The 22,238-nt window shown below is 73.1% G+C and carries 16 protein-coding genes and 1 pseudogene; 4 read left to right on the top strand and 13 right to left on the bottom strand.

Going from position 1 to position 22,238, the window contains the following annotated elements; genetic code table 11:
* Window positions 1-116: 116 nt before the first annotated feature.
* Entirely contained in the window at window positions 117-1,058 is a 942-nt protein-coding gene (locus tag WMF11_RS22155; RefSeq protein WP_437978807.1) for an AEC family transporter, read from the top strand.
* A 136-nt stretch (window positions 1,059-1,194) separates the two neighbouring features.
* Window positions 1,195-2,598: a PAS domain-containing protein gene (locus WMF11_RS22150; protein WP_437910487.1), complete on the top strand. Its 1,404-nt coding sequence runs from the start codon at window positions 1,195-1,197 to the stop codon at window positions 2,596-2,598.
* Here WMF11_RS22150 and WMF11_RS22145 read toward each other — a convergent pair.
* From WMF11_RS22145 to WMF11_RS22125, 5 genes and pseudogenes are all read right to left on the bottom strand, one after another.
* On the bottom strand, window positions 2,549-4,105 hold the full coding sequence (locus WMF11_RS22145; RefSeq protein WP_437554579.1) for an Hsp70 family protein: 1,557 nt from the start codon (window positions 4,103-4,105) through the stop codon (window positions 2,549-2,551). The genes WMF11_RS22150 and WMF11_RS22145 overlap by 50 nt on opposite strands.
* Window positions 4,106-4,231: 126 nt before the next feature.
* A complete protein-coding gene (locus WMF11_RS22140; RefSeq protein WP_437978806.1) occupies window positions 4,232-5,056 on the bottom strand; it encodes a hypothetical protein in 825 nt (274 codons plus the stop codon).
* 342 nt (window positions 5,057-5,398) lie between these two features.
* Window positions 5,399-5,650, bottom strand: a pseudogene (locus WMF11_RS22135) (NADH:flavin oxidoreductase/NADH oxidase); the annotation flags it as partial.
* Window positions 5,651-5,765: 115 nt separating this feature from the next.
* A complete protein-coding gene (locus WMF11_RS22130; protein WP_437978805.1) occupies window positions 5,766-6,167 on the bottom strand; it encodes a PEGA domain-containing protein in 402 nt (133 codons plus the stop codon).
* Between the two features lie 165 nt (window positions 6,168-6,332).
* Entirely contained in the window at window positions 6,333-6,719 is a 387-nt protein-coding gene (locus WMF11_RS22125; RefSeq protein WP_437300988.1) for a VOC family protein, read from the bottom strand.
* 284 nt (window positions 6,720-7,003) lie between these two features.
* Here WMF11_RS22125 and WMF11_RS22120 point away from each other — a divergent pair, with 284 nt between their 5' ends.
* Window positions 7,004-8,833 carry a M2 family metallopeptidase gene (locus tag WMF11_RS22120; protein ID WP_437978804.1) on the top strand — a complete coding sequence of 610 codons (1,830 nt, stop codon included), beginning with the start codon at window positions 7,004-7,006 and terminating at the stop codon, window positions 8,831-8,833.
* 16 nt (window positions 8,834-8,849) lie between these two features.
* On the opposite strand, the gene WMF11_RS22115 is transcribed toward WMF11_RS22120, so the two are convergent.
* The 6 genes from WMF11_RS22115 to WMF11_RS22090 all read right to left on the bottom strand — a co-directional run bounded on the left by WMF11_RS22115 (window position 8,850) and on the right by WMF11_RS22090 (window position 15,163).
* Window positions 8,850-9,671, bottom strand: a complete 822-nt coding sequence (locus WMF11_RS22115; protein ID WP_437978803.1) for a GNAT family N-acetyltransferase — start codon at window positions 9,669-9,671, stop codon at window positions 8,850-8,852.
* Between the two features lie 287 nt (window positions 9,672-9,958).
* Window positions 9,959-10,528, bottom strand: a complete 570-nt coding sequence (locus WMF11_RS22110; protein ID WP_437978802.1) for a hypothetical protein — start codon at window positions 10,526-10,528, stop codon at window positions 9,959-9,961.
* 311 nt (window positions 10,529-10,839) lie between these two features.
* Window positions 10,840-12,045 (bottom strand): ferritin-like domain-containing protein, encoded by a 1,206-nt coding sequence (locus tag WMF11_RS22105; RefSeq protein WP_437978801.1) that lies wholly within the window; start codon window positions 12,043-12,045, stop codon window positions 10,840-10,842.
* Window positions 12,046-12,117: 72 nt separating this feature from the next.
* Window positions 12,118-13,410, bottom strand: coding sequence for a cytochrome P450 (locus WMF11_RS22100; RefSeq protein ID WP_437978800.1), 1,293 nt, complete (start codon window positions 13,408-13,410; stop codon window positions 12,118-12,120).
* 276 nt (window positions 13,411-13,686) lie between these two features.
* Window positions 13,687-14,040 carry a hypothetical protein gene (locus WMF11_RS22095; RefSeq protein WP_437554560.1) on the bottom strand — a complete coding sequence of 118 codons (354 nt, stop codon included), beginning with the start codon at window positions 14,038-14,040 and terminating at the stop codon, window positions 13,687-13,689.
* A 436-nt stretch (window positions 14,041-14,476) separates the two neighbouring features.
* Window positions 14,477-15,163: a DUF1349 domain-containing protein gene (locus WMF11_RS22090; RefSeq protein ID WP_437978799.1), complete on the bottom strand. Its 687-nt coding sequence runs from the start codon at window positions 15,161-15,163 to the stop codon at window positions 14,477-14,479.
* A gap of 94 nt (window positions 15,164-15,257) precedes the next feature.
* Between WMF11_RS22090 and WMF11_RS22085 the strand changes: the two genes are divergently transcribed.
* Window positions 15,258-15,740: a hypothetical protein gene (locus tag WMF11_RS22085; RefSeq protein WP_437910477.1), complete on the top strand. Its 483-nt coding sequence runs from the start codon at window positions 15,258-15,260 to the stop codon at window positions 15,738-15,740.
* Window positions 15,741-15,759: 19 nt separating this feature from the next.
* Here the strand turns inward: WMF11_RS22085 and WMF11_RS22080 are convergent, their stop codons facing one another.
* Window positions 15,760-20,385 (bottom strand): HEAT repeat domain-containing protein, encoded by a 4,626-nt coding sequence (locus tag WMF11_RS22080; RefSeq protein WP_437978798.1) that lies wholly within the window; start codon window positions 20,383-20,385, stop codon window positions 15,760-15,762.
* Window positions 20,386-20,543: 158 nt separating this feature from the next.
* On the bottom strand, window positions 20,544-22,103 hold the full coding sequence (locus WMF11_RS22075) for a hypothetical protein (RefSeq protein ID WP_437978797.1): 1,560 nt from the start codon (window positions 22,101-22,103) through the stop codon (window positions 20,544-20,546).
* Window positions 22,104-22,238: the final 135 nt, after the last annotated feature.

The raw sequence follows: 22,238 nt of genomic DNA, 5'->3' as shown, positions 1-22,238 counted from the left end.
GAAGCAACCTTCCTCGGCGCTCCTGGCGCGGTCTCGACCTCCCGCCCCGCTGCCGGACGGCCGCATGACCAGCGAGAGCGCTGGACGCCGCCCGCCGCCGAGCTAAAAGCGGGCCCGTGCCGTCGGGCGACCTGATCTCGCAGCTGTTGGCCCTCTTCGCGGTGCTCGGGGTCGGCGTGCTGCTGCGCGCGCTGGGCCGCGCCGGTCAGGCGGACGCCGCCGTGCTGCACCGGCTGGTCATCGACGTCACCACGCCCGCGCTGATCGTCAGCGTGCTCCGCCGCTCGGGCATCGGTCACGGCGCGTGGGGCGCGGTCGCCGCGTCGACGGTCGCGCTCTTCACGTGCGCCCTCGCGGGGGTCGCCGTGGCGCGGGCGCTCGGGCTCCCGCGCGCCGCGCAGGGCGCCGCCGGCCTCGTCGGCAGCTTCTCCAACACCGGCTTCCTCGGCGTGCCCGTCGTGCTGGCCCTCTACGGCGACGCGGGCGGCGCGGCGGGGACGGCGATCCTCGTCGACAGCATCGTCACGGCGTTCCTCCTGTGGACCTTCGGCGTCGCGCTCGCCGCGCGCATGGGCGGGGGCGGGGGCGGCGGGGATGGGCGGGGCCTGCTCGCGGTGCTCCTGCACCCGAACGTGCTGTCGATCGCCGTCGGGCTCACGCTCCACGCGGCGCCGATCCCGCTGCCGGTGTGGCTGGAACAGGCGCTCGGCGCGCTCGGGAGCGCGACCCCGACGCTCGTGTTCCTCGCGCTGGGCCTCAGCCTCGACCTCGGTTCGCTCCGCGGCCGCGTGCGCCCGCTCGCGGCGGTCGCCGCCGTGAAGCTGCTCCTGTCGCCCGCGGTCGCGCTCGGCGCCGCGGTCGCGCTCGGCCTGAAGCGGCCCTCCTCCGAGGTGGCGGTGCTTCAGTCCGCCATGCCGACGTCCATGGTGTCCGTGATCGTCGCCGCGCGGTACGGCTGCGACGGCCAGTTCGCCGCGGCCACCGCGGTCGTGACCACGCTCGGCGCGCTGGCGACCCTGCCGATCCTGGTCGAGGCGCTGCGCCGGATCGTCCCGTAGCGCGCTCTCCGCTCCCCCGCACACGAACGCGACCCAACGCGGCCTGACGTGACCCAGAAGCGCAGGTCCCGCGCAGGTGTGAGCGCCGCAACGCGACCAATCGCTGAAAGCCGAGCTCCGCAAATCGGCGTTGGCAATGCTGGACGGAATATGTAAGTGTCCAGCGTGTAATAATGCATGGATACGACCTGAGCGCGATGGCCACTCGCGAGCTGAAAGGGCAGATCCGATGAGCCTGGGGGGCATGGACATCGAGGGACTGCAGGCTGAGCTGGAGCGGCTCCGCTGCGAGGTCAAGGCGCTGGAGCAGCGCGCCCAGGCCGCGGAGGCGCAGGCGGCGCTGTACCAGGGCGTCTTCGAGCACCTGCCGGTCCCGTCGGCGCTCTACGGCGCCGACGGCGTACTCGTGGACATCAACCGACGGAACCGCGAGATACTGGCCGTGCCGTCGAAGGAGGCCATGGTCGGCAAGCACAATATGTACGAGGACCCTGTCGCCTTGGCGGGCGGATACACTGCCCACTTCGATCAGGTGATCCGGAGCGGCGGAGGCGTGATCATGGCGCCGACCGCGTACAACACGGCCGACGCCGGCCTCGATCGCACCGAGGACCGCACCGTCTGGACCGAGACCAGGATGTCGGCGGCCGACGTGGGCGGCGCGCGCTACGTGATCGGGATCAACCTCGACGTGACCGACAGGATGCGCGCCCAACAGGCGTACCAGGACAGCGCGGCATTCGTCACCGCAATCGTGGAGCACGCGCCCAGCGCCGTCTACGTCAAGGATCTGAACGGCCGCTATGCGCTCGTCAACAGGCACTTCGAGCGGCTCATGGGCCTCTCCCGGGACGCGGTGCTCGGGCGCGCCGATCGCGATGTCATGCCCTCGGAGCTCGCCGAGGCTTTTGCGCAGTCGGAGCGGCAGGTCATCGCGACGGAGGCGCCGCTCGTCAAGGAGGAGCAGCTCCTGATCGAGGGCCGCGTCCATTCCTTCGTGACCACGAGGTTCCCGCTGCTGGACTCACGAGGCACGCTGCATGCGGTGTGCGGCATCTCCGTGGAGGTCACCGAAAGCCGAGCGGCCGAGGCCGAGGCTCAGCGGCTTCAGGACGAGATCATCCACCTGCAGGAGGCCAGGCTGCGCGCCCTCTCCACGCCGCTGCTGCCGATCGCGCGCGGCGTGGTGGTGATGCCGCTCATCGGCAACATCGATGCGCCGCGGGCTCAGCAGGTGCTCGAGATCCTGCTGGCGGGCATCGTCGCCCACCAGGCCTCGATGGTGATCCTCGACGTTACGGGCGTGCCGACCATCGACACCCAGGTCGCGAGCGCGCTGGTGCGGACGGCGCGCGCGGTGAACCTGCTCGGCGCGCAGGTGCTCCTGACGGGGATCCAGCCCGCCATCGCGCGGACGCTCGTCGAGCTCGGGGCGGATCTGGGCGGGCTCCTGGTGCGGTCCACGCTCGATTCGGGCATCGCGTATGCCCTCACGCCCCGACCTGGTAGACGCGCCGGTACCCTGCCTCCACATCCGTGATCGTCACCTCGACGATCCCGTGGGAGGTGATCGCGTACTGCTCCTCGATCAGCGGCCCCTCGTTGCCCATGCGCTCGACGGTCACCCCGCCGAGCTCGGCGGCGCGGTCGCGGAGCCGCCGGTCGAAGGGGAACACGACCTCGTTGAACGCCGTGATGTCGCCGTGGGGCACGCCGAGCCGGTCGAGCGCGGCGCACTCGACGAACCGGTAGCGGCCGACGTTGTGCGCCGCCCGGTACACGCGCCGCGAGACCACCGGCGCCTCGTGGCTCGACGGGATGCGCGCCTCCCGGTCGAAGATCGGGTCGAAGACCACCTCGTCCCCGCCGCTGCCCTCCCGGAACACCCCGAAGTGGCGCGAGAGCCGGTCGGAGAGCTCGAAGCCCGCGTCCTCGTCGACGGCGATGGCCAGGCCGATCGCGATGGCCGCCGAGGGGTAGGGGGAGCGATGGACGCGGCGCCCGAAGCGCTCGCGCAGCGTCCGCGCGACGATGGGCAGCGAGCTCGCGCCGCCGACGACGTAGATCCCCGCGATGTCGGCGAGCGCCTCGCCCGCGCCGGCGTCGAGGCGCGCGATCACCGGCTGCATCGCCGCGATGGTCGACTCCACGAGGGGAACGCACCGGTCGTAGTAGTCGGCGGTCGCGATCGTCACCTCGCGGGCGGGCGAGAGGTCGCCCAGGCAGGCCTCCAGGTCGATCACGATGCGCCGGGAGTTCGGGTTCAGCCGCTCCTTCACCTCGCGGCACTGGTCCGCGAGCGCCGCGAGCGCGCGCGCCGGCAGGCCCTCGCGCTCGATCTTCTCGATCTTGCCGGCGTCGAGCGCCATCGAGGCCAGCGCGGCGTCGAAGTCGTCGCCGCCGAGGTGGTTCAGGCCCGCGGTCGTCACGGCGTCGTGGCTGCGCCCGGTCATGTGGACGAGCGACGCGTCGAACGTCCCGCCGCCGAGGTCGTAGACGACGATGTGCTCGCGCTTCGACGTGATGGTGCTGCGGTGGCGGTGCGTGTACTCGAAGCCGGCGGCCGACGGCTCGTTCAGGAGCGCGATCACCTCGAAGCCGGCGCGGCGGAAGGCGTCGAGCGTCACGAACCGCTGCGACCCGTGCGCGTTGGCCGGGGTCGCCACGACCGAGATGAGGCGCCCGTCGTCGTCCTTCTTGGGCCGGTTCGACCGGTTCAGCACGGCGTCGCGGAGCGACCGCAGGAACAGGGTCAGGAGATCGAGCACCCGGAGCTTCGTCCCGCCGATCTCGACCTCGACGTCGGGCGACGCGCGCGGGCCGGAGAGCACCCGCTTGAACGACCGGAGCACGGTCCACTCGGGGTCCGAGGCGACCGCGAGGGCGTCGAAGCCGAACCGGAGCTCCCCCCGCCGCTCGGCGGCCACGGAGGGGTAGAAATCCACGGTGTCTCCCGCCGCGTCCTGGAAGCTGACGACAGGGTAGTTCCCGCGATCGCAGCACGCGACCACGGTCCGCGTGGTTCCGAAATCGATCCCGAGGCGCAAGGTAGGGTCTCCTCCGGCCCCATGCTGCCACATCCGGCCGCCCGCGGTGAAACTCTGCGAGGCCGGCGATCGCGGCGCCGACGCGGGCAGCGCGTGCGGGCGCAGGCCCTGAGATCCCCATGAATCTCAGCTCATCGGCTCGCCTTCCTCCGCGTCGGCCCAGAGCACCTCGCGATCGTACGCCCATCCGCTCGTGGACAGCTCCAGGCGGACCAGCGCGAGCTCCGCTTCATGGCCGCCGACGCAACCGTCGAGCGCGTGACGCCGATCCACGACAGCTGCCAGTCGCCGCGGGCCGTCGCTCCACCGCGCGGCAGGTGCTCCGCGCTGCAGCTCGTCTCGGACGTGCCCCGGTGTGCGGCCGCCGAGGCGTTCCTCGATGAGCTGCTCGGCTTCTCCGCCGAAGAGCACGCGTGGGAGCGTGAACTCGTGGCTGCCGAGCCCCTCGAACACGGCGAGGATGTCCAGCACCCCGAAAGCGCCTGCCAGGACCTCGAGGCGCGCGGCGCCGGCGGCCCTCCACAGATCCCGGTGTACGAGCGTCGCGAGATCGATGTCGCCTGGCTGCGGCGGCGCCTCTCCGCGCGCGCGCTGGACGAGCGCCGCCCATCCGGCCTCGAAAGGGGCGCTGTCGAGCGCGCAGCCGCGCAGGTGATCGAGGCGCATCTGCTCTGCTGACCCTGTGTGCTCGGCCCTCTCGCGCGCCCGCTCCTCGACGGCGCCTGGGGGCACGACGCCATCCGCCACGGCCCACGTGAGCGCTCGCCGCGCGGGAACGTAGACGTATCGGCGCTCTCCTCGCTCGAAGAGGATCAGGTTGCGGCGCTGGTACTGCCAGAACCACTGGCTCACCCCGAGGACAGACCACGAATCGAAGAGCCCTGGAGGGTCGATGCGCACCGTATCGAGCTCGCTCGTCTTCCAGTGGCGCTCCTGGGACCCGAGCATCAACGCGGTCAGCGGCGTGTCGGAGGTGATGACATCGCCGGCAGCGTGGGGGAGTGAGCCGTCACGTCGGGGCTCCCCGTGAGGGGCCGGCGTCCTGTAGCAGGAGTGGCTGACCCGCGAGGGGGCAGGTCTCGATGGCTCGACCGCGCGCCCTCGAAGCGCTTCCCACAACCATCGACGGACGCTCCATCGATCCCGCATCGGTCGAAGATAGCTGCGGACGAGTGGACGGCCAACGTCCCCTGTTCAGCGCTTGAGCCAGTGACCGTACGGCGGCGGGAGGACGCGGCTCGGCTGCTCCACTCCCAGCTTCTTGGCCGCGTGATAGGCCCAGTGCGGGTCGTCCCGCTGGAGAGGCTCGATCTGCCCGTCCTCCCACAGGCCGGCGTCTCCGGGGCTGATGCGGCCTTCCGGGGACACCGCCGTCGCCTCGGCGATCGCCAGGCCGACTCCGCCCCTCGCCATCGAGCCCAGATGAACAAGGTGCCAGTCGGTGGCGTACCCGTTCCTGGAGGAGTACTGGCACATGGGAGAGACGACCACGCGGTTGCGCAGCGTGACGTCCTTCAAGCGAAAGGGCTCAAATAACCTGGTCATGGAGACCTCCTCGTCAAGTCGGCGCAGCTTTGCACTCCCCAGCGTGCGCGCGCCAGCCGGTGCGCCCTCTGGTCGGACAGCGCGCTCTCCTCCGCTCCTCGCGGGACGCCTGACGCTACTTCTTCGTCTCGCCCTGCTTGTCGTCCGTCGCGCCGCCGCTCGCTTCCACCAGGGAAGGTGGCGGGTCCGACTGGACCGTCTTCGCGTCGCCGGGCTCGAGCGTCACCATCATGGTCCGGTTGCCGCGCTCCGGGTCCACGAACGTCACCTCGTGCGAGCCGGGCGCGACCTTGCGCCCGGAGATCGGCGTCGTCCCGATGGGCTTGCCGTCCAGCAGGATCTCGGTCGGCTGCGCGGCGATCACGTCGAGCATCGGCGCGTCGTCGAGCGGCGGCTCGGGCTCCGACTCGGGCTCGGCCGCGATCGGCGCGGGTCGTGGGGGCTCCGGCGGCGGCTTCGGGGCGCCGCCGCAGCCGGCGATGGCGAGGGTGACGAGGAAGGTGGAGGTGCGCAGCATGGACCCGAAGCTAGACAGGAAACGCGCGGGAGGAAATGGCGATGGTGGCCTCACACGCGCAACGCTCCACCACGGCGCGCTCGCTCCGGTCCAGGCAGGGCGCGCAGCTCCCCGGGGGATCCCGACCGAGGAGGGGCTCTTTCCCGCGATCGAGCGATCGCTCCGTCATCCGCCGCCGCTGCCGTAAGGACGGGTGATGATCTCGAGGAAGTGCCCGGCGGGATCGGGGAAGTAGACGCCGCGCCCGCCGTCATGGTGGTTGATCTCCCCGGGGTGCTGCGCTCTGGGATCGGCCCAGTACGGGATCTGGCGTTCGCGGATTCGACCGAAGATCTCGTCGAACTCGGCCTCGCTGACCAGGAAGGCGAGGTGCTGGGAGCGGATCTCGCCAGGGGTGTCGATGAAGTCGAGCGTGACGTCGTTGTCGAGCCGCACCGTCAAGAAATGCCCGAACGGCACCGGCGCCGAGAGGCCCAGGATCTCGGTCAAAAAGGTAGCGGACGTCGTCTTGTCCCGCGCCGGGACGATGGTGTGATTGAGCTGGACGGCCATGCTCGCTTCCTCCCTTTCGTGGGCGGTTGCCCATCTCCGGGCGGATCTTGAGCGATCTCGCGACGAGGGGCCACCTCCAGGCTGGCGCGATGACCTGGATCGAGCGGACTTTGCCGCCTCTCGGCCATCGCCGCCGCGCGCCCGAGAGGATTGCTGGAGCCGGCGAGCGGCCTTAGGAGCCCCACCAGGATCGCGGCGCCGAAGCGCACCCCGCGCCCTCTGCGCGTCCGGGGTGGAGGGACGGTCTTACGCCGGAGCTGTCCGCGATCGAGGAGCGGCGAGAAATGGTGCGCATTCCGATGTTCGTCGCGTTGCCCTGCAGCATGCTCGCGCTCACGGCGGCCTGCTCCGATCCCGCCCCGCCCACGCCGCCGCAGCCCGCCACCGACCCGGCGGCGGAGGAGGCCGCGCGGTTCATCGATGCGGCCGAGGCGGAGCTGCACGAGCTCAGCACCTACAACAACCGCGCGGCGTGGGTGGCGGCGACGTACATCACCGTCGACACCGAGATCCTCGCGGCCGCGGCGAGCGCGAAGCTGCTCGGGGTGCAGGCCGATTACGCGAAGCGGGCCGCCCGCTTCCTCGACCTCGATCTGCCCTATGACATCCGCCGCCGGCTCGAGCTCCTGCGGACGTCCCTCACGCTCTACGCGCCCGCCGATCCCGCGAAGACGAAGGAGGTCGCGACCATCGCGTCGAGGCTGGAGGCGATGTACGGAGCGGGCAAGTACTGCCCCGCGAGCGGCGAGTGCCTCAATCTCGAGGACCTGAGCAGGACCCTCGCGAAGAGCCGCGACCCCGAGGAGCTGAAGCGGGCGTGGGTCGGCTGGCACACGGTCTCTGCCCCCATGCGGGGCGATTTCACGCGGCTCGTCCAGCTGGCGAACGAGGGCGCCCGCGAGCTCGCGTTCAAGGACACAGGCGACGCGTGGCGCTCGAAATTCGAGATGCGGCCCGGCGTGCTGTCGCGGGAGGTCGATCGCCTCTGGGGGCAGGTCAAGCCGCTCTACGACGCGCTCCACTGCTACGCGCGCGGCCGGCTCGCCGCGAAGTACGGCGAGGACGTCGTGCCCGGCAAGGGCCCGATCCGGGCGGATCTGCTCGGCAACATGTGGGCGCAGGACTGGAGCAACATCTACGATCTCATGGAGCCCGAGGGCGCCGCGCCGATCTACGATCTCGACGCCGCGCTGCAGGCGAAGGGGTACACGCCGATCGAGATGGTGAAGACGGGCGAGCGCTTCTTCGTCTCGCTCGGGTTCGAGCCGCTCCCGGCCACCTTCTGGGAGCGGTCGCTCTTCGTCAAGCCGGCGGATCGCGACGTCGTCTGCCACGCGAGCGCGTGGAACATCGACGACGAGGAGGATCTGCGCATCAAGATGTGCATCGAGATCACGGCCGGCGACTTCCAGACGATCCACCACGAGCTCGGCCACACCTTTTACCAGCGGGCGTACAACCACCTGCCGCTCCTGTACCGCGACAGCCCCAACCCCGCGTTCCACGAGGCCATCGGCGACACGATCGGGCTCTCGGTCAGTCCGGAGTACCTCCAGCGGATCGGGCTCGTGGACCAGCTGCCCCCGGCCTCCAGCGACCTCTCGCTCCTGCTCCGCGAGGCCCTCGGCAAGATCGCCTTCCTGCCGTTCGCGGTCTCGCTCGACCGGTGGCGCTGGGGGGTGTTCTCGGGGGACATCCAGCCGGCGGGATTCAACAAGGCCTATTGGGATCTCCGGAGGAGGTACCAGGGTGTCGTGCCGCCGGTGCCTCGCTCCGAGTCGGACTTCGATCCTGGCGCGAAGTACCATGTGGCGGCGAGCGTCCCGTATATCCGGTACTTCTTCGCCCATATCCTCCAGTTCCAGTTCCACCGCGCGCTCTGCGACGCAGCGGGGTACAAGGGGCCGCTCCACCGCTGCACGATCTACGGCAGCGACAAGGCCGGCGAGCGCCTCCGGCGGATGCTGGAGATGGGGCGGAGCCGCCCGTGGCCGGAGGCGCTCGAGGTGGTGACGGGATCGCGGCGGATGGATGCGGCGCCGATGCTCGCCTACTTCGGGCCGCTCAAGGACTGGCTCGACCAGCAGAACCGCGGCAAGACGTGCGGGTGGTAGGCGGGGGCGCGCGGGATCAGGCCTGGGTCGGCGGCAGGTAGTCCGGCGGCGGCGTGTAGAAGGCGAAGCGCGTGACCGCGTGGTAGCCCATCACGTCGTACACGGGCCGCCCCAGGTCCGTCGCGTGGAGGACGGTCTTCTGGGCGCCGGTGGCGCTCAGCGCGTCGTCGAGACAGCAGCGCATCACCGCCTCGGCGTAGCCTTTGCGCCGGTGCTCGGCCGCGGTGGCCACGAAGCCCACGTACCGGATCCCCGCCACCATGAACGTCGCCGCGCAGCACACCGGCTGGTCGCCCACGTAGCCGACCCGCCCGAACGCCCGGTCGTCCCACAGCGCCTCGTGGGCCAGGGCGGCGCGCCCGGTGGGGAGCGGGAGGCCGTAGGCGATGGAGTTGAGATCGGCGACGGCCGCGCGCGTCTCGGCGTCGCCCACGCGCCTGAGCTCCAGGCCGGCGATCTCCCGCCGCGGGGTGGGGAGCGCGTCGGCCACCATGCCCATGATCGACACCGCAGGTTGGAAGCCGAGCCCGGCCAGGAGCTCGGCGGCCGCTTCCGCGTCACCGCCGGGCGCCCAGCTGTCGGACAGCGCGAAGAACCAGGGAACGCCGCCGGTCCGGGCGAGCTCGGCGCCGATGCGCGCGCGGCGCTCCAGATCCGTGAGGTTGCCGGCCGGCGAGGAGAGCGTGGCGATGTTGAGCAGCGCCATGCCCGTGCCCGAGAGGATGACGGAGACACCGTCCGCGTGCTCGATCCGGTGACCGGGGAGGCAGCGGCTGAAGTGGACCCAGGCGGCCAGGAACTGCGCGTTGCACTCTGCAATCTCGGTCGGGTCGGACATGGGAGACCTCCTCTGGACCGAGATATACCGGGCCGGGCGCCCGGCGATCGACCTTTCGCCGTCGAGCGTGAGGGCCACGCGGCGCTGCCGTGGCTGTCGGCTCGGCAGCGGCGGGGCGCTCTGGCCGCGCAGGATGATCCGATCGACACTGGCGGATCAGGGCGCCGGATGTGACGAAACCAACGCGAAGGCGCCAGTCCCAAAAGGACGCGGACCGGAGAGCGGAGGTGCGCCGACGGGCGCGAGGGGGCCGAGGTCAGCGCCGCTCGTCCCCCCCTCGGGCTGCTTCACGGCTCGACCGACCCCAGCGTGTGGCAGTTGTTGCACGAGAAGTCGCCACTGTTGGTCGTGGGGTCGTACTGGACGCGCTGGAGCAGGCTGGCCATCTCGGGCACGACCTTCTCGAACATGAAGGTGCTCCACTCCGCGCGCTCGGGGTGCTCCGGGTCTTGCACGTACTCGAGGAACCCCTCCTCGGTGTCGGGTAGCACGGCGATCGCCGGGCTCGGCATGGCGTAGGCGCGCGTGGGCCCGTCGGCGCCGTGGCACGTCGCGCAGTCCATGGTCTCGAACGCCGGGTCGTACGCCACGAACACCTCCTTCATCCGCGGCAGCACGTCGCTGTTCATGTAGGCGACGCGCTGCTCGAAGTTCATGTCCTTCCACGCGGTCGGCTCCGGATCGCTGGAGTCCTCCGCGCCGCCGCACGCGGCGACGAACAGGCACGCTGCCATCGAGGCGCGCCTCACGACCGCGCTCCTCGTCCGGCGATCGGAGCGCGGCGGCGCGTGATCCGGCTGCTCTTGCGCTACCTTGGCGTCGTTGGTGGCCGGTACCGCGGTCATCATGGATCGCATGTCGTATCTCCTCTCCTGGGTCGTGCTGGTTCGAAGCGGGTCGTCCGGACGGCACTGACCGGATGCGCCCTGGTTCTACCGTCACGACGAACGGGCGGGCCCGAGATCGACACGCTCAGCGATGTTTTTTTGCTGCCGCCATCTGTCGACAACTGCTTGAAACTGCTGGGTCATCAGCGCGCCATTGCGGCGAGGCTCAACGTCGACTGACGTCGCCCGACGCCGACTGATGTCCACTGACGCCGGCTGATATCGGCTGATCTCGACGGACGCGGATCGGGGCAGGGGTATGGATGCTTTCTTGAATCCTCTCACGAGGGCGACGCCGCGGCGCAGGGGCTGGCGTCGGGCGAGGGAGCGGAGAGGGGCGCGGACAACAGCGCATCTGCGCACGGCGCGATCACGTCGCGCACGGCTTCCAGGTGGCAGCGCGCCCGCTCCGCCTCGGTGAGCCGGCCGTGGTCACGCCATGCGGCGGCGTCGATCCCGGCGCGCTCGCCGAGGTGCGCGCCCCGCAGGGCGAGCGCCTCGTCGAACGCGCGCGCCACGGCCGCGCGCACCGGCTCGCCGCCGCGCGCCACGGCCCAGCGCACGAACGCCCACGCGAGCTCGGCGTGAGAGGCCTCGTCGGCCGCGATCCTGTCGAGGCCACGGCGCGCCTCGGGGTCGCGCGCGCGGTCCCGCTGCGCGCTTGCGAGGAGCGCGGCGAGCGTCTCACCCACGCAGCCCTCGCGCACCGCGCTGGCCGCGGCGCCGGCGAGCGTGGGCGCGCCGAGCGCGCCGTCCATGGCCATCGGCCCCGGGCCGAGCGGCCGGCCGGCGTAGCGGCTCGCGAGCGTGAAGCACGTCCTCGCGTGCTGCAGCTCGTCCGACAGGGCGCGGTGCGCGGCGTCGATCAGGGCGGGCGGCGCGCCGAGGGCGAGCAGATCGAGCGTGAAGCGCGCGAAGGACGCGATCGAGGCGTGCTCCAGGCGCGCGTCGGCGAGCCACGCCTCCGCGAGGGCGGCGCGCGTCGCGGGATCGAGCGCGGTCACGTCGTCCGTCGCAGGATCGAGCGCCCAGTCGGCGCGCGCCTCGACGCCGGCCAGGCGCGGCTCGCCGCCCACGAGGAACGGGCGGCCGCAGGCGCCGATGCCCGGGTCGTCGACGTCGTAGCAGCACTGGCCGTCCTCCAGCCGGCCGTTCTCGTAGCTCACGCAGGACACGGGGTTCGGATGGTAGTCGCTCGGGCAGGCCTCGGCGCTCCCTCCAGCGCCGCCGGCCCCGCCGCCCCCGTCGCCGGCGTTTTGCTGGATCTCTTCCAGCGAGAAGCACCTCGTCTGGACGCTGCTCTGCCCGCCGGCGCCGCCCTGCCCGCCGACGCCACCCTGACCGCCGGCGCCGCCCTGACCGCCCGCGCCCGTACCTGTCTCCGCGCCCTCCACGGCGCCATCGAGGCAGCCGACAGCCAGCGACAGGCCGGTGAACATGCCGGCTCCCACGATGTGCATGATGCGCGCGCGAAGATCTCTGGTCATGGTGCCTTGCCTCCTGCGATGTGCCGGCCCTCGGCACGGGATCGGGATGTTTCCTGATCCCCCGGGACGCAGTCACGCCGCGCCGAGCGTCACCGGCACGGCCATGGGCTTTCGGAAGAACAGGCTGGGCGCGTAGCTCGGCCGCGCCGCGGCGGCGAGGCGCAGGCCGGGGAACGCGGCGCGCAGCGCCTGCACGGCGCACCTCACCTCGATGCGCGCGAGGGGAGCGCCGATGCACGTGTGGACCCCCCAGCCGAAGCCGAGGTGCCGCCCGCGCGGGGTGGCGACGGGGCGGGTCACGTCGAACCGCTCCGGGCTCGGGAAGACCGTGGGGTCGTGGTTGGCGGCCCCGAAGAAGGCGAACGCCGTGGCGCCCGCGGGGATCTCGACGCCGCCGACGACCGCGGGCGCCGTCGCGCGCCGCGGCTCCATCTGCACGGGCGCGTCGATCCGGAGCGTCTCCTCGATCGCCGCCTGGAGCAGCGCCGCGTCGCCGCCGATGGCGTCCCAGAGCGCGGGCGCCTCGAGCAGGCGGAGCACGAGCGAGCCGATCAGGCTCGCGACGGTCTCGTAGCCGGCGAAGAACAGGACGATGATATGGGAGATCATCTCGTCGACCGACAGCGGCGCCTCGCCGTCGACGCGGGCGCCGATCAGGGCGGTGATGAGGTCGTCGGCGGGCTCGGCGCGGCGCCGCTCGATGAGGGCGGTCAGGTAGCGCTCGTAGGAGACGAACCGCCGCGCCGCCTCCACCTTGCGCGCCGTGTCGGCCGTCGGATCGTAGAGCGTGAACCGCTCGTCCTGGCAGGCCCTGAGCAGGGGCGCGTCCTCGAGCGGTATCCCGACCAGGGCGGCGCTCATCTGCAAGGGGAGCGGGAAGGCGAGCGCCTGCATCAGATCCACAGGGCCGCTGCCGGGGTCCATGGCGCGCACCAGCTCGTTTGCGGCCCGGGCGATCGCCGGCTCGAGGGACGCGACCCTCGCTGGCGTGAACCCCTTGGAGAACAGCGCCCGCGCGCGCGTGTGCCCGGGAGGGTCGTTGTTGAAGAGCGCCGGCGGCAGCTCGTACACGCCCTGCTTGAGCTCGGCGATCACCTCCGGCGGCAGATCCGGCGGCAGGTCGAGGATGTGCGCGGAAGAGAACAGGACCGGCTCGCGGAGCACCTGCGTGAGCTCGGCGTGGCCCGTGACGAGGTAGGCGGAGAACGCCTCGCTGTAAGCGACCGGCGCCTCCCGGTGGGCCGCCTGATAGAACGCGCGCGCGGGGTCGTCTGCAAACCCCGGCGAGAAGGGCTGGAACAGCGCGCCGATCCGGCGCGCGCTCGCGCCGGCCGGCGGCCCCTGAGGGGTGTTCTCTTCAAGCATCGGCCCCGAGACTACCGGGTCCGGCGAGCGAGGGAAACAGCCCGGGAGATCTGCAGAGCGCCCGCCCGAGGAGGGCGCCCGGCGCGCAGGCGCAGACGAGGACCGCGGCGATGGTCCTGCTCGCGGCGCGGCGCGCGGAGGGGCCAGCGTGCGCCACGCGAGGTGTTCGCGGCGTCGAGGGGGCCACGACCGCCCTCGGCGCCGCCTCGATCTCGACCAGGCGGTCACGCTCCGCCGAGCCGCCCTGCCGCGCGCGGCCGCCTGATGGGATGGGACCTAGAGGTCCTGGATGTAATCACATCCGATGCTCCTGCCGAGAGAGTGGCAGTGGATGGCGGTCTCCGGCGCCAGGTCCGGGCGATGGATGTTGGGAGTCCGGTAACAGGTGGACTGGTCATTGCCGACGATCAGATATGCCCACCGCCTCCCCGTCGGGGTGGGGCCCGACATCGTGCAATCGAGCCTGGTCCCCGCCACGAAGCCGTTCACGATCGCTTGCTCGGTCTCGCCGGCTTCTTCGCTGTCGATCGACGGATCCATGGATCCCACGCACGCAGCGCCGGAGACGCAGACGAGCCCTGTCACCAGCGCCATGCCGAGCCAGTTCTGGAGATTGCGACGATTGCTCATACTTCCCCTCTTTCTACGACGGAGACTCGTTGCGGTGGAGCCCCGGTGGTCACCGTCCCCGAGCCTCGTCGGATTCACGAGCAAGAGCTATGCTCGGGGCGTCTGTCACCCGACGCTACAGCGTCACTGGCGTCTCTTCGGACATCGAAACATCTCCGCTCGCGGGGCAAAGTCACGCGAAAGGGAGACGGAGAACGTCACGAGAGACAGGGAAACGGCCGACATCGAAGATCGACACGATCGCCAGGGACACGGAGCCTGGCGACAGGTCATGGAGAACGCCGCCAGGGACACGAAATCGAGCGACTTGGATGTGGAGATCCTGGCCAGGGACAAGCCTGTCCCTGGCGCCGTCGTCACGCCGGATCCTGCGCGCTCACGGGCGCCGCGGGGGCGCGCGCAGGACGAGGCCGCGCGCCGTCGCGCGGCCCGCGCTTCACAGCACGTGCGGGAGCGGCAAGGCGAGCCCGGTGAGCGGCGGCATCTGACCGGCGCGCGCCAGCGCATCGCCGTACACGCCGTCTCCGCTGCGGAGGTCGCCGAGGCGGCGCGGCGCGAAGCGGATGTCGTCGAAGACCGCGGTGCAGCCGTCGCCTGCGGGCGACTGGGCCGAGAAGCCGACGGCGAGCTCCGCCGTGCTGCCCAGCGAGAAGCTGCGGACGAGGTGCCATGTCGTCCCGTCGGTGGAGGCGTGGAACGCGCACACCCGCCCGAGCCGCGAGACGCGCAGCCAGACGTGATCCGCGTCGACCTCGAAGGATCGGCGGTCGTCCGACAGGCCGCGGGTCACCACGGAGACGACCGTCGGGGCGCCCTCCGGCGAGAGCTCGAAGCAGAGCTTCGCCCACGAGCGCTCGTGCGCCCAGAGGAGCAGCACGCCGGCGTCGCGCGCCGCCGAGAAGCCCACCGTCACCCGCGCGCTGGCGAGGAAGTCGCCGTGCGGCGTCCCGAGCAAGCGCGGCGCGTTCAGCGCGCCCCGGGTGCGCTCCGGATCGAGGAACAGGTCGGTCTCGCCGCCTGCTGTGACGGTCAGGCTCGACGCTTTCCCAGCGCTCCAGCTCCTGGGCGGTACCTCCCAGCGGAGCGGTGTGGGCCACGGCGCTAGGTGCACAGGTTCACTCACCTCGTCTCCCTCCCCTGCATCGCGTCGATGGTACCGGAGTGTGCTCCTGCGTTGTCGTGGAATCGTTTCGGTGTGTATGGAGGATCTCGCTTCTATGCGAATTACCGTCCTTCTGATCTCCTGCTGCTCGGTTGGAATCCTGGCAGGGTGCTTCACCTCGCGGAAGGGACCGCCGGAGTTCCTGCTCGGCGCGAGGGCGGTGCGGACATCACCTGATGGCGATGGTGACCGGGACGAGAACGCCGGCACCGGGGTTAGCGGCACCGGCTATGTGGACGCCGCGGCCGCCCTCGTCGGTGCGGCCGGGTCGACCGTCGCAAACCGCGCGTTGTACGACACTTGCTACGCGGCGTGTCCAACAGGGACGGCGTGCGACGCAGCTACGGGGATGTGTGTGCGGCAGCCGTGCGGGGGGAAATGCCCGGCCGACTACCGCTGCAAGGTCGTCGAGGGGAAGGAGGCCTGCGTCCTCGGCGAGCCCGACCGCGGCGTGGTGTCGCCGCCGGCCGCGCCCGGGGCAGGGGAGCTCGGGCCGGGAGCGGCGCCCGTGGATGCGCCGGGGCCGCGGGTCAACTGAGGAGCGGCGCCCCGCTCGATCACCGCCCCTCGATCCGCCTCATCACCTCTGCATAGACCTCGCGCCGGTCCGGCCGAGCGCGGCCCAGCGCGTCCTTGAGCGCGGGGATCGCCGGCGCGCCCACGTGCCCGAGCCCCTCCGCGGCCGCGCGGCGGACGACCGCGTGCGGGTGCAGGAGCAGGCCCACGATCGCGGGGAGCGCCGGCGGCCACGGCGCAAAGCAGAGGATCCGGATCGCCGAGCGGACCACGTCCGGCAGCGGATCCGAGAGGAGCGCGCACGTCGCGCGCAGGTAGGCGGCGCGATCGACCGCGTCGCGGAGCAGCCGGTGCGCGTGGAGCCGCACCCGGGGGCGCCGATCGCCGAGCAGCTCCACGAGCAGCGCCGCGAGCTCCCCGTCGGGCGCCCCGGCCAGCGCCGAGAGCGCCCGGCGCGCCTGCTCCGCGTCTCCTGCGCGCGCGAGCCGCACGAGCTCCTGCCGCGCTGGACCTCGGTCGCTCGCCTCGGGCGCCTGTGGCTCCGGGCGCGCGCGCAGCGCCTCCAGCGCCCGCGCTTCCTCGGCCGCGCGTCCCCCTCCGGGCGGCCGGAGCGGGCCGTCGTCGAGCGAGAGGCGCCCGGCCAGATCGGCGCGCCCCTCGGCGCGGAGGCGCTCCACCACGGCCTCCAGCTCCGGCGTCCGGAGCAGCCGCTCGCCCGCGACCAGATCGAGGTAGCCCCACGCCCCCTGCCGGAGGTGATCGAGCAGGCGAGCCGCCCGCGCGTCGGGCGCGACGCGGCGGATCGCCTGGGCCGCCGCCGCGCGCGTCGTCGGCGCGCCCGACTCCCACCACGAGAGCAGCTGCGGGAACAGGCGCTCCGCTTGCGGCGGCGTCAGCAGGTCCACCAGGCGCGCCGCGCGCTCCCGGCGCGCCTCGTCGGCCGGGTCGCCCCGGAGCTCTTCCTCGGAGAGATGGAGCAGCGAGGGCGCCAGGCAGGGCAGCCCCGGGGGGTCCACGCCGTCCATGTCGCCGCGCAGGTAGGCCTCCAGCGCGGCGGCGCGGGCGTCGGGCTCCGGCCACGAGAGGAGCGCGACGGCGGCCTTGCTCCGGAGCTCGGGCGCGGGCGCGGCCAGCATCGACAGCAGGCGCTCGCGGAGCGCGGCCGAGCGCGGCTGGTCGAGATCGGACGGCCGGGGCACCCGAGCGCCGGCGCTCGGCGCGGCCGCCTGCTCGGCGAGGGTCCAGGGCGGCGCGCCGATCGGCTGGAGCGACTCCATCCAGTCGATCAGCGCCGGCCGCGCCGGCTCGGCCGCGGCCGGGAACACCTCGATCAGCGCGGCCAGCTGCGCGCGCGAGCCGAGGCCGCCGCGCGGCCGCTCCCGGAGCGCCGCGAGCGCCGCCGGCTCCAGCGCCGCGGCCCGGAGCGCCGCCCGCCACGCGGCCGCGCCCTCGGGATCCTCGCCATCGCCCGCCTCGGCCGTCGCCCCGAACGCCTCGCGCAGGATCGCCGGCTCGGCCGTCCATGGATCGGCGGCGGCGCGCGCCATCGCGAGCGCCTGATCGACGTCGGCGCGCCCGAGGATCGCCCCGCACCGCCGCAGCAGCGCGAGCGGCGATCGGCGCGCCCCCGGCGCCGGCGCGAGCCCGCGCACGCGCGCCGCGACGCCGAGCGCCTCGGCGCGCGCGAGCTCGGGCGCCGCCTTCTCGAGCAGCGGGAGCAGCCCGTCGCGCAGATCGGCCGACGCCGCGGCGAGCCCGTCGAGCAGCACCGCGGCGTGCCGGGCGTACAGGCGCGCCTCGACGGGCGACCACGGGGCGGTGGACGCGCGGACGATCAGCCGGAGCGCCGCGTCGCGCAGCGCCGGCTCGTCCGCTGCCAGGCGGAGCCACTCCGGCGCGAGCTTCCGCAGGGCGGCGAGCCACCGGTGCGTCAGCGCCGCCTGCCGCTCGAGCAGGCGCCGCGCCGTCGCGTCGTCCCAGCCGTCGCGGGCGAGCGCGGCAGCGAGCGCGTCCGCGGCGCCTGCGAGCGCGTCCGAGGCGCCTGGGGGAGGCGCGGCGCCCGGCCGCCCTCGCTCGCGGGCAGAGAGCCCGTGCGCCTCGATCTCCACGGCGAGCTCGTCGGCGGTCCCGGAGGCGAGGGCGATCTCGCCATCGAGCACCCGCTCGAGCAGCCGCGCCGCCGCGGCCGATCCCTGGCGGAGCCCGCTCCGGATCGCCTGGGCCGACAGCTTGCCGCTCAGGGCGTCGAGCAGCCGGTCGCGGGCGCGCTCGTCCTCCGCGGCCCCCGCGGCGGCGAGGATCGTCGCCTCGCAGGCCGGCCCGACGATCGCCCGCAGCGCGGCCTCGAGCGCAGCCCGCAGCCCCGGGTTGTCGTGGCGGCCGAGCCAGAAGACGAGCTTCGGCACGGCCTCGGGCCCGCCCGCCCGCGCCAGGGCCTCGGCTGCCGTCTTCTTGATGCTCATGTTCGGGTGATCGAGGCACGCGGCGATGGCGGGGCAGGCCCAGCGCGCCTCCATGCCCCCGAGCGCGCGCAGCGCCTGCCTCGCCGTCTGCACGTCGCCCGCGCCCGTGAGGAGCGTCAGGCTGGCCGAGAGCGCCTCGGCGCCGTCCTCGGCGAGCAGCGCGATCACGCGCTTGCGCACGCGGGGATCGCGGTGGCGGAGCAAGCGCGGGACGCGCGAACGGGCGGCCTGACCGCGCGCCGAGCGCAGAAGGTCGACGAGGAGCGCGCGCTCGCCCGCGGACACGTCGGGTCGGTCGAGGAGATCGAGGGCGAGGCTCGCGAGCAGCGCGTCGCCGGCCGCGCTCTCGCTTGCGGCGTCGAGGAGGCAGACAGGCCGGATCTTCCGGCGCTGGTGGAGTCGCCGCCCGAGGCCGCGGATCGCCTCCGTGACGTCGTCCGGGATCGCCGGCTCCGCGGGCCGCGCGGGGCCCCGGTCGAGGTCGCGATCGGGCGGCTCGGCTGGCCCGCCGGGGGCCCACGCCGCGGCGTGATCCGCCGCGATCCGGAGCAGCAGATCGGCGATCGCCGGGAGGGCGCTCGCGTCGCCCGCGCGCGCGAGCGCCCTGAGCGCGTCCGCTGGCGTGCACCGCTTCACCGCGCGCTGGAGCACCGCGAGCTCCGCCGCCTCGGCCCCGGCGAGGTCGGCGGCGATCTCGGCGGGCAGGTCCCGGGGGTTCAGGCGGGCGACGAGCGCGCGCCGCTCCGCCGGCTCCTCCGTCAGGTGCCAGAGCAGCGCCGCGGCGCGGTGGCGCTCGCCTCGGAGGTGCGGCGCCATGGCCGCGCCTGTGCCGCCCTGGCCGAGCGCGGCCCGGAGCGCCTCCGCCGTGCGTGGGCCGCCGATCGCGGCGAGCGCCTCCAGGGCCGCGGCGGGCGCGCGCGGCAGGGCGGCGAGCACGTCGTCCTCCGCGGCCGCGTGGCGCAGGGCGCCCAGCGCGCGCAGGAGGGGGGCGGGCGAGGGCGCGTCGCGGAGCTTCTCGGCGAGCGCGTCGCCGAGCGGGAGATCCGCCGCGCCCTGCCGCGCCATGGCGACGATGATCTCGGCGCGGCGCGGCCAGCTCGCGTCGCCGCCCGGCGCCGCGGCGAGCGCCGACAGGAGCGCGCGCCGGCAGGTGAAGGCGATCGCCGCGACGTCCTCCGCGGCGATCGTGGGATCGGCGAGGGCGAGATCGAGCAGGGCCGCCGCGTGCTCCGGGGCGGGGAAGTGCCCGCGCCGGTGCAGCGCGCGCAGGCAGGTGATCGCGCTCGGGCCGAGCAGCAGCGGATCGCCCGCCGCGACGCTCAGGATGGCGCCGACGTCCTCGCGGGTCGCGTGCTCGCCGAGGAGCGTGAGCGCCCGCTGCCGGAGCCGCGGCGGCGCGTCCTCGCGGGAGACGAACGCGCGGAGCGCGGCGCCCTCGCCGTGGCGCGCCGCCGTCTCCAGCGCTGCGGCGGCCACCTCGGGGGCGCCGCCGAGGAGCTGCTCCAGGCGCGCGCCCGGGAGCGGCGCGCCGGCGAGGACGGCCCAGGGCGCGGCGAGCTCGCGCAGCGCGCCTGCGACGATCGCGGGCGCCGCCGCGTCGAGCAGCGCGGCGAGCACCGCGCGCGCCTGATCGGGCGCGAGCAGCGCCGCGTGCAGGCATCGCCGGGTGAGGTCGAGCGCCGCGGCCGCGAGGACCGGATCGCGGCGCGCCGCGAGCTCGGGGAGGAGCGCCTCGGGCGCGGGGAGCTCGGCCGGATCGAGCGCGTGGAGCGCCTGGTAGAGGAGCTCGCCGGCGGGCTCGCCGCGGAGGGCCTCCGGCCGCGTGAGGATCTCGGTCCGGAGCCACGCGACGCGGACGGCGGCGGGGAGCGAGGCCTCGCGCCACGCCGGGAGGCGCTGATCCGGGAGGGAGGGCCACAGCTCGCGGTAGAGCCCGGCGAGGAGCAGCGCGATCTCCGGCGTCCTGTCCAGCGTGCGCAGCGTGCGCGGGAGCAGCGCCGCGAGCTCTCGCCGCCCAGCGCTGCCCTCGCGCCGGGCGGCCTGGGCCATCCGCGTGAGCCCGAGGTACCGCACGCGCTCGTCCTCGTGCTTGACGAGCTGGCGGAGCATCTCCTTGCTGCAGAGCGCCTCGTCGACGTGCTCGGCGAGCCACCGCACGTCCGCGCCGCGGAGCGCCGCGGCGAACGTCTCGTCCAGGTGCACCATGGCGGCGCCATCGTAGACCGGCGCGCGGCGGCGCGGCGCCGGCAAAGCGATGGCCCAGCGCCTCGTCACCGAGGCCGTCGGCGCGCGCTCACCGCGATGGCCAGCGCCTGGTCACCGATGCCGTCGGCGCGCGCTCACTCCGATCACTTCACTCCGAGTTACTCCGACGGCCTGCTCCCCGTCACGGCAGCGCGCGACAGATTCAGCAGCGCCTTCGCGCGCGAGTACGCGATGTACGGGTTGTCCGTGGAGCCGCCAAGATCGTCGGCGTCTTCCCCTGGGCCCTGCGCTCTCACCGGGAGCCACAGGTAGTCGGGGTGCATCAACTTGCCGTTGATGCCGTTGACGAGGGCGGGGTTCCTGATCCACTCGCCGCCGATCACCGCCAGCCGATCGTCGAGCTCGAGCACGTAGTGGAGCTCCACGTTCATGACCGGGATGTTGCGCTGCGCGGGGGGCTGGAGGAGCTGCTCGGGGCTCACCTCGTCCGAGACCATCCCGTAGCGCCCGCTGACCCGGACGAAGCGCCTCGCGTACGGGTTGAACCGGTAATTGTAGCAATCCGCCCCCTGGAACCCGCCGTTACAGACGAGCCGCGCTGCCTCCTGCGCGCTCACCTCCGCCATCGCGTCGATGTTGAACGACGTGACCGGGTAGCTCCACACCTCGCGGTGCCACGTGTAGTCGACGACGAACGCGCGCCGCGCCCGAGCGCTCGACGTCGAGCTGATGGAGCTTGCGCCCAGCCCGAGGAGGCCGGTCATGGCGATGTGCATCGTCCCGGGGTTCAGGTCGCGGCACGCCGGATCGACGGGCCTTCCGTACTGATCGCGCTGGACGAGGTCCTCTCGCGCCTCGCAGCGTCGCCCGGACACCGTGGCCGAGTCGCTGTGGTACAGCTCGGTCATGAGCGCCTCGATATCGGCGGTGCGGAACAGGATGCACCCCGTCTCCACCGAAGCGCAGGTGGTCACCTTCCCGCTCGAGAGCTTCACGCGGATGTCGCGCTGCGGCGGCCCGCCGTCCTCGGCGACGACGTAGGCCGCCCAGCCGTTGCAGTGTCCCCACCAGTACTCCGGGGTCACCCCTTGATACAGGCCGTGGTTCTTCAGCTCCCAGTACGTCGTCGGCCCCGCGACGCGCGTCGCCCGGGGAGCGCGCAGCCCGTCAGCCCGGCCCACCCCCAAGGTGATTGTGCCCGCGGGCGCATGGAGGGACCGGCCCTGTCCCGCGTAGAACAGGAGATCGTACTTCTCGGCCGGCGAGAGATTGTCTGGATCGGACGTCAGATCGCCGTAGTCCTTGACCGCGGAGTTCCACCGGTCCGCGATGCCGTTCCTGTTTTGCGGCCACCACTGCGAGGCGAAGGGGCCCGTGGACTGGCCCTGGAGCAGGCTCGAGTTCAGCGCCGCGTACGACCCCCTGAGCTCCGGATGCAGGCTCGTGGGCAGGTTCGCGCCGTCGATGGCCTCTCGCGTCCCGGTCAGCGGGATGAGGAGCGTGTGCGAGCCGCCGAGGATCTGCCCGGTCTCGGGCGAGAAGCCGAGCACGTACGGTACCGATCCACCCTCGATGAAGCGCGCCGTCTCCGGCCGCGCGCCGCTCTGTATCTGCAGAGCGGCCACGCCTTCGCGTGGCGGCTCTTGCTGATCCAGGTCCATACAGCCCAGCGCGAGAACCGCTGAGCCCACCGCCATCGCCCCGATGCGCATTGTCATGGCCGATCCCCCCGACGCCTACCCTGTGCCACCTGGGTCGCCGGTGTCTGCAGAGGTCAGGCCAGCGGAGAGGAGGATGCGTCGCGCAATCGATGCACGCGCGCGGCACGCACCCGCAGCCGTGCTGCATTGAAG

The sequence above is a fragment of the Sorangium sp. So ce295 genome (assembly GCF_051527405.1).
Lineage (GTDB): Bacteria > Myxococcota_A > Polyangia > Polyangiales > Polyangiaceae > Sorangium > Sorangium cellulosum_B.
This window is presented reverse-complemented; position numbering and strand designations above follow the sequence as displayed.

Excerpts from the sequence above, each read along its gene's own strand:
- WMF11_RS22100 (WP_437978800.1), bottom strand. The coding sequence starts at position 13,410 with ATGCTTGAAGAGAACACCCCTCAGGGGCCGCCGGCCGGCGCGAGCGCG.
- WMF11_RS22125 (WP_437300988.1), bottom strand. The coding sequence starts at position 6,719 with ATGGCCGTCCAGCTCAATCACACCATCGTCCCGGCGCGGGACAAGACG.
- WMF11_RS22115 (WP_437978803.1), bottom strand. The coding sequence starts at position 9,671 with ATGTCCGACCCGACCGAGATTGCAGAGTGCAACGCGCAGTTCCTGGCC.
- WMF11_RS22080 (WP_437978798.1), bottom strand. The coding sequence starts at position 20,385 with ATGGTGCACCTGGACGAGACGTTCGCCGCGGCGCTCCGCGGCGCGGAC.
- WMF11_RS22120 (WP_437978804.1), top strand. The coding sequence starts at position 7,004 with ATGGTGCGCATTCCGATGTTCGTCGCGTTGCCCTGCAGCATGCTCGCG.
- WMF11_RS22075 (WP_437978797.1), bottom strand. The coding sequence starts at position 22,103 with ATGACAATGCGCATCGGGGCGATGGCGGTGGGCTCAGCGGTTCTCGCG.
- WMF11_RS22130 (WP_437978805.1), bottom strand. The coding sequence starts at position 6,167 with ATGCTGCGCACCTCCACCTTCCTCGTCACCCTCGCCATCGCCGGCTGC.
- WMF11_RS22085 (WP_437910477.1), top strand. The coding sequence starts at position 15,258 with ATGCGAATTACCGTCCTTCTGATCTCCTGCTGCTCGGTTGGAATCCTG.
- WMF11_RS22150 (WP_437910487.1), top strand. The coding sequence starts at position 1,195 with ATGCTGGACGGAATATGTAAGTGTCCAGCGTGTAATAATGCATGGATA.
- WMF11_RS22095 (WP_437554560.1), bottom strand. The coding sequence starts at position 14,040 with ATGAGCAATCGTCGCAATCTCCAGAACTGGCTCGGCATGGCGCTGGTG.
- WMF11_RS22105 (WP_437978801.1), bottom strand. The coding sequence starts at position 12,045 with ATGACCAGAGATCTTCGCGCGCGCATCATGCACATCGTGGGAGCCGGC.
- WMF11_RS22110 (WP_437978802.1), bottom strand. The coding sequence starts at position 10,528 with ATGCGATCCATGATGACCGCGGTACCGGCCACCAACGACGCCAAGGTA.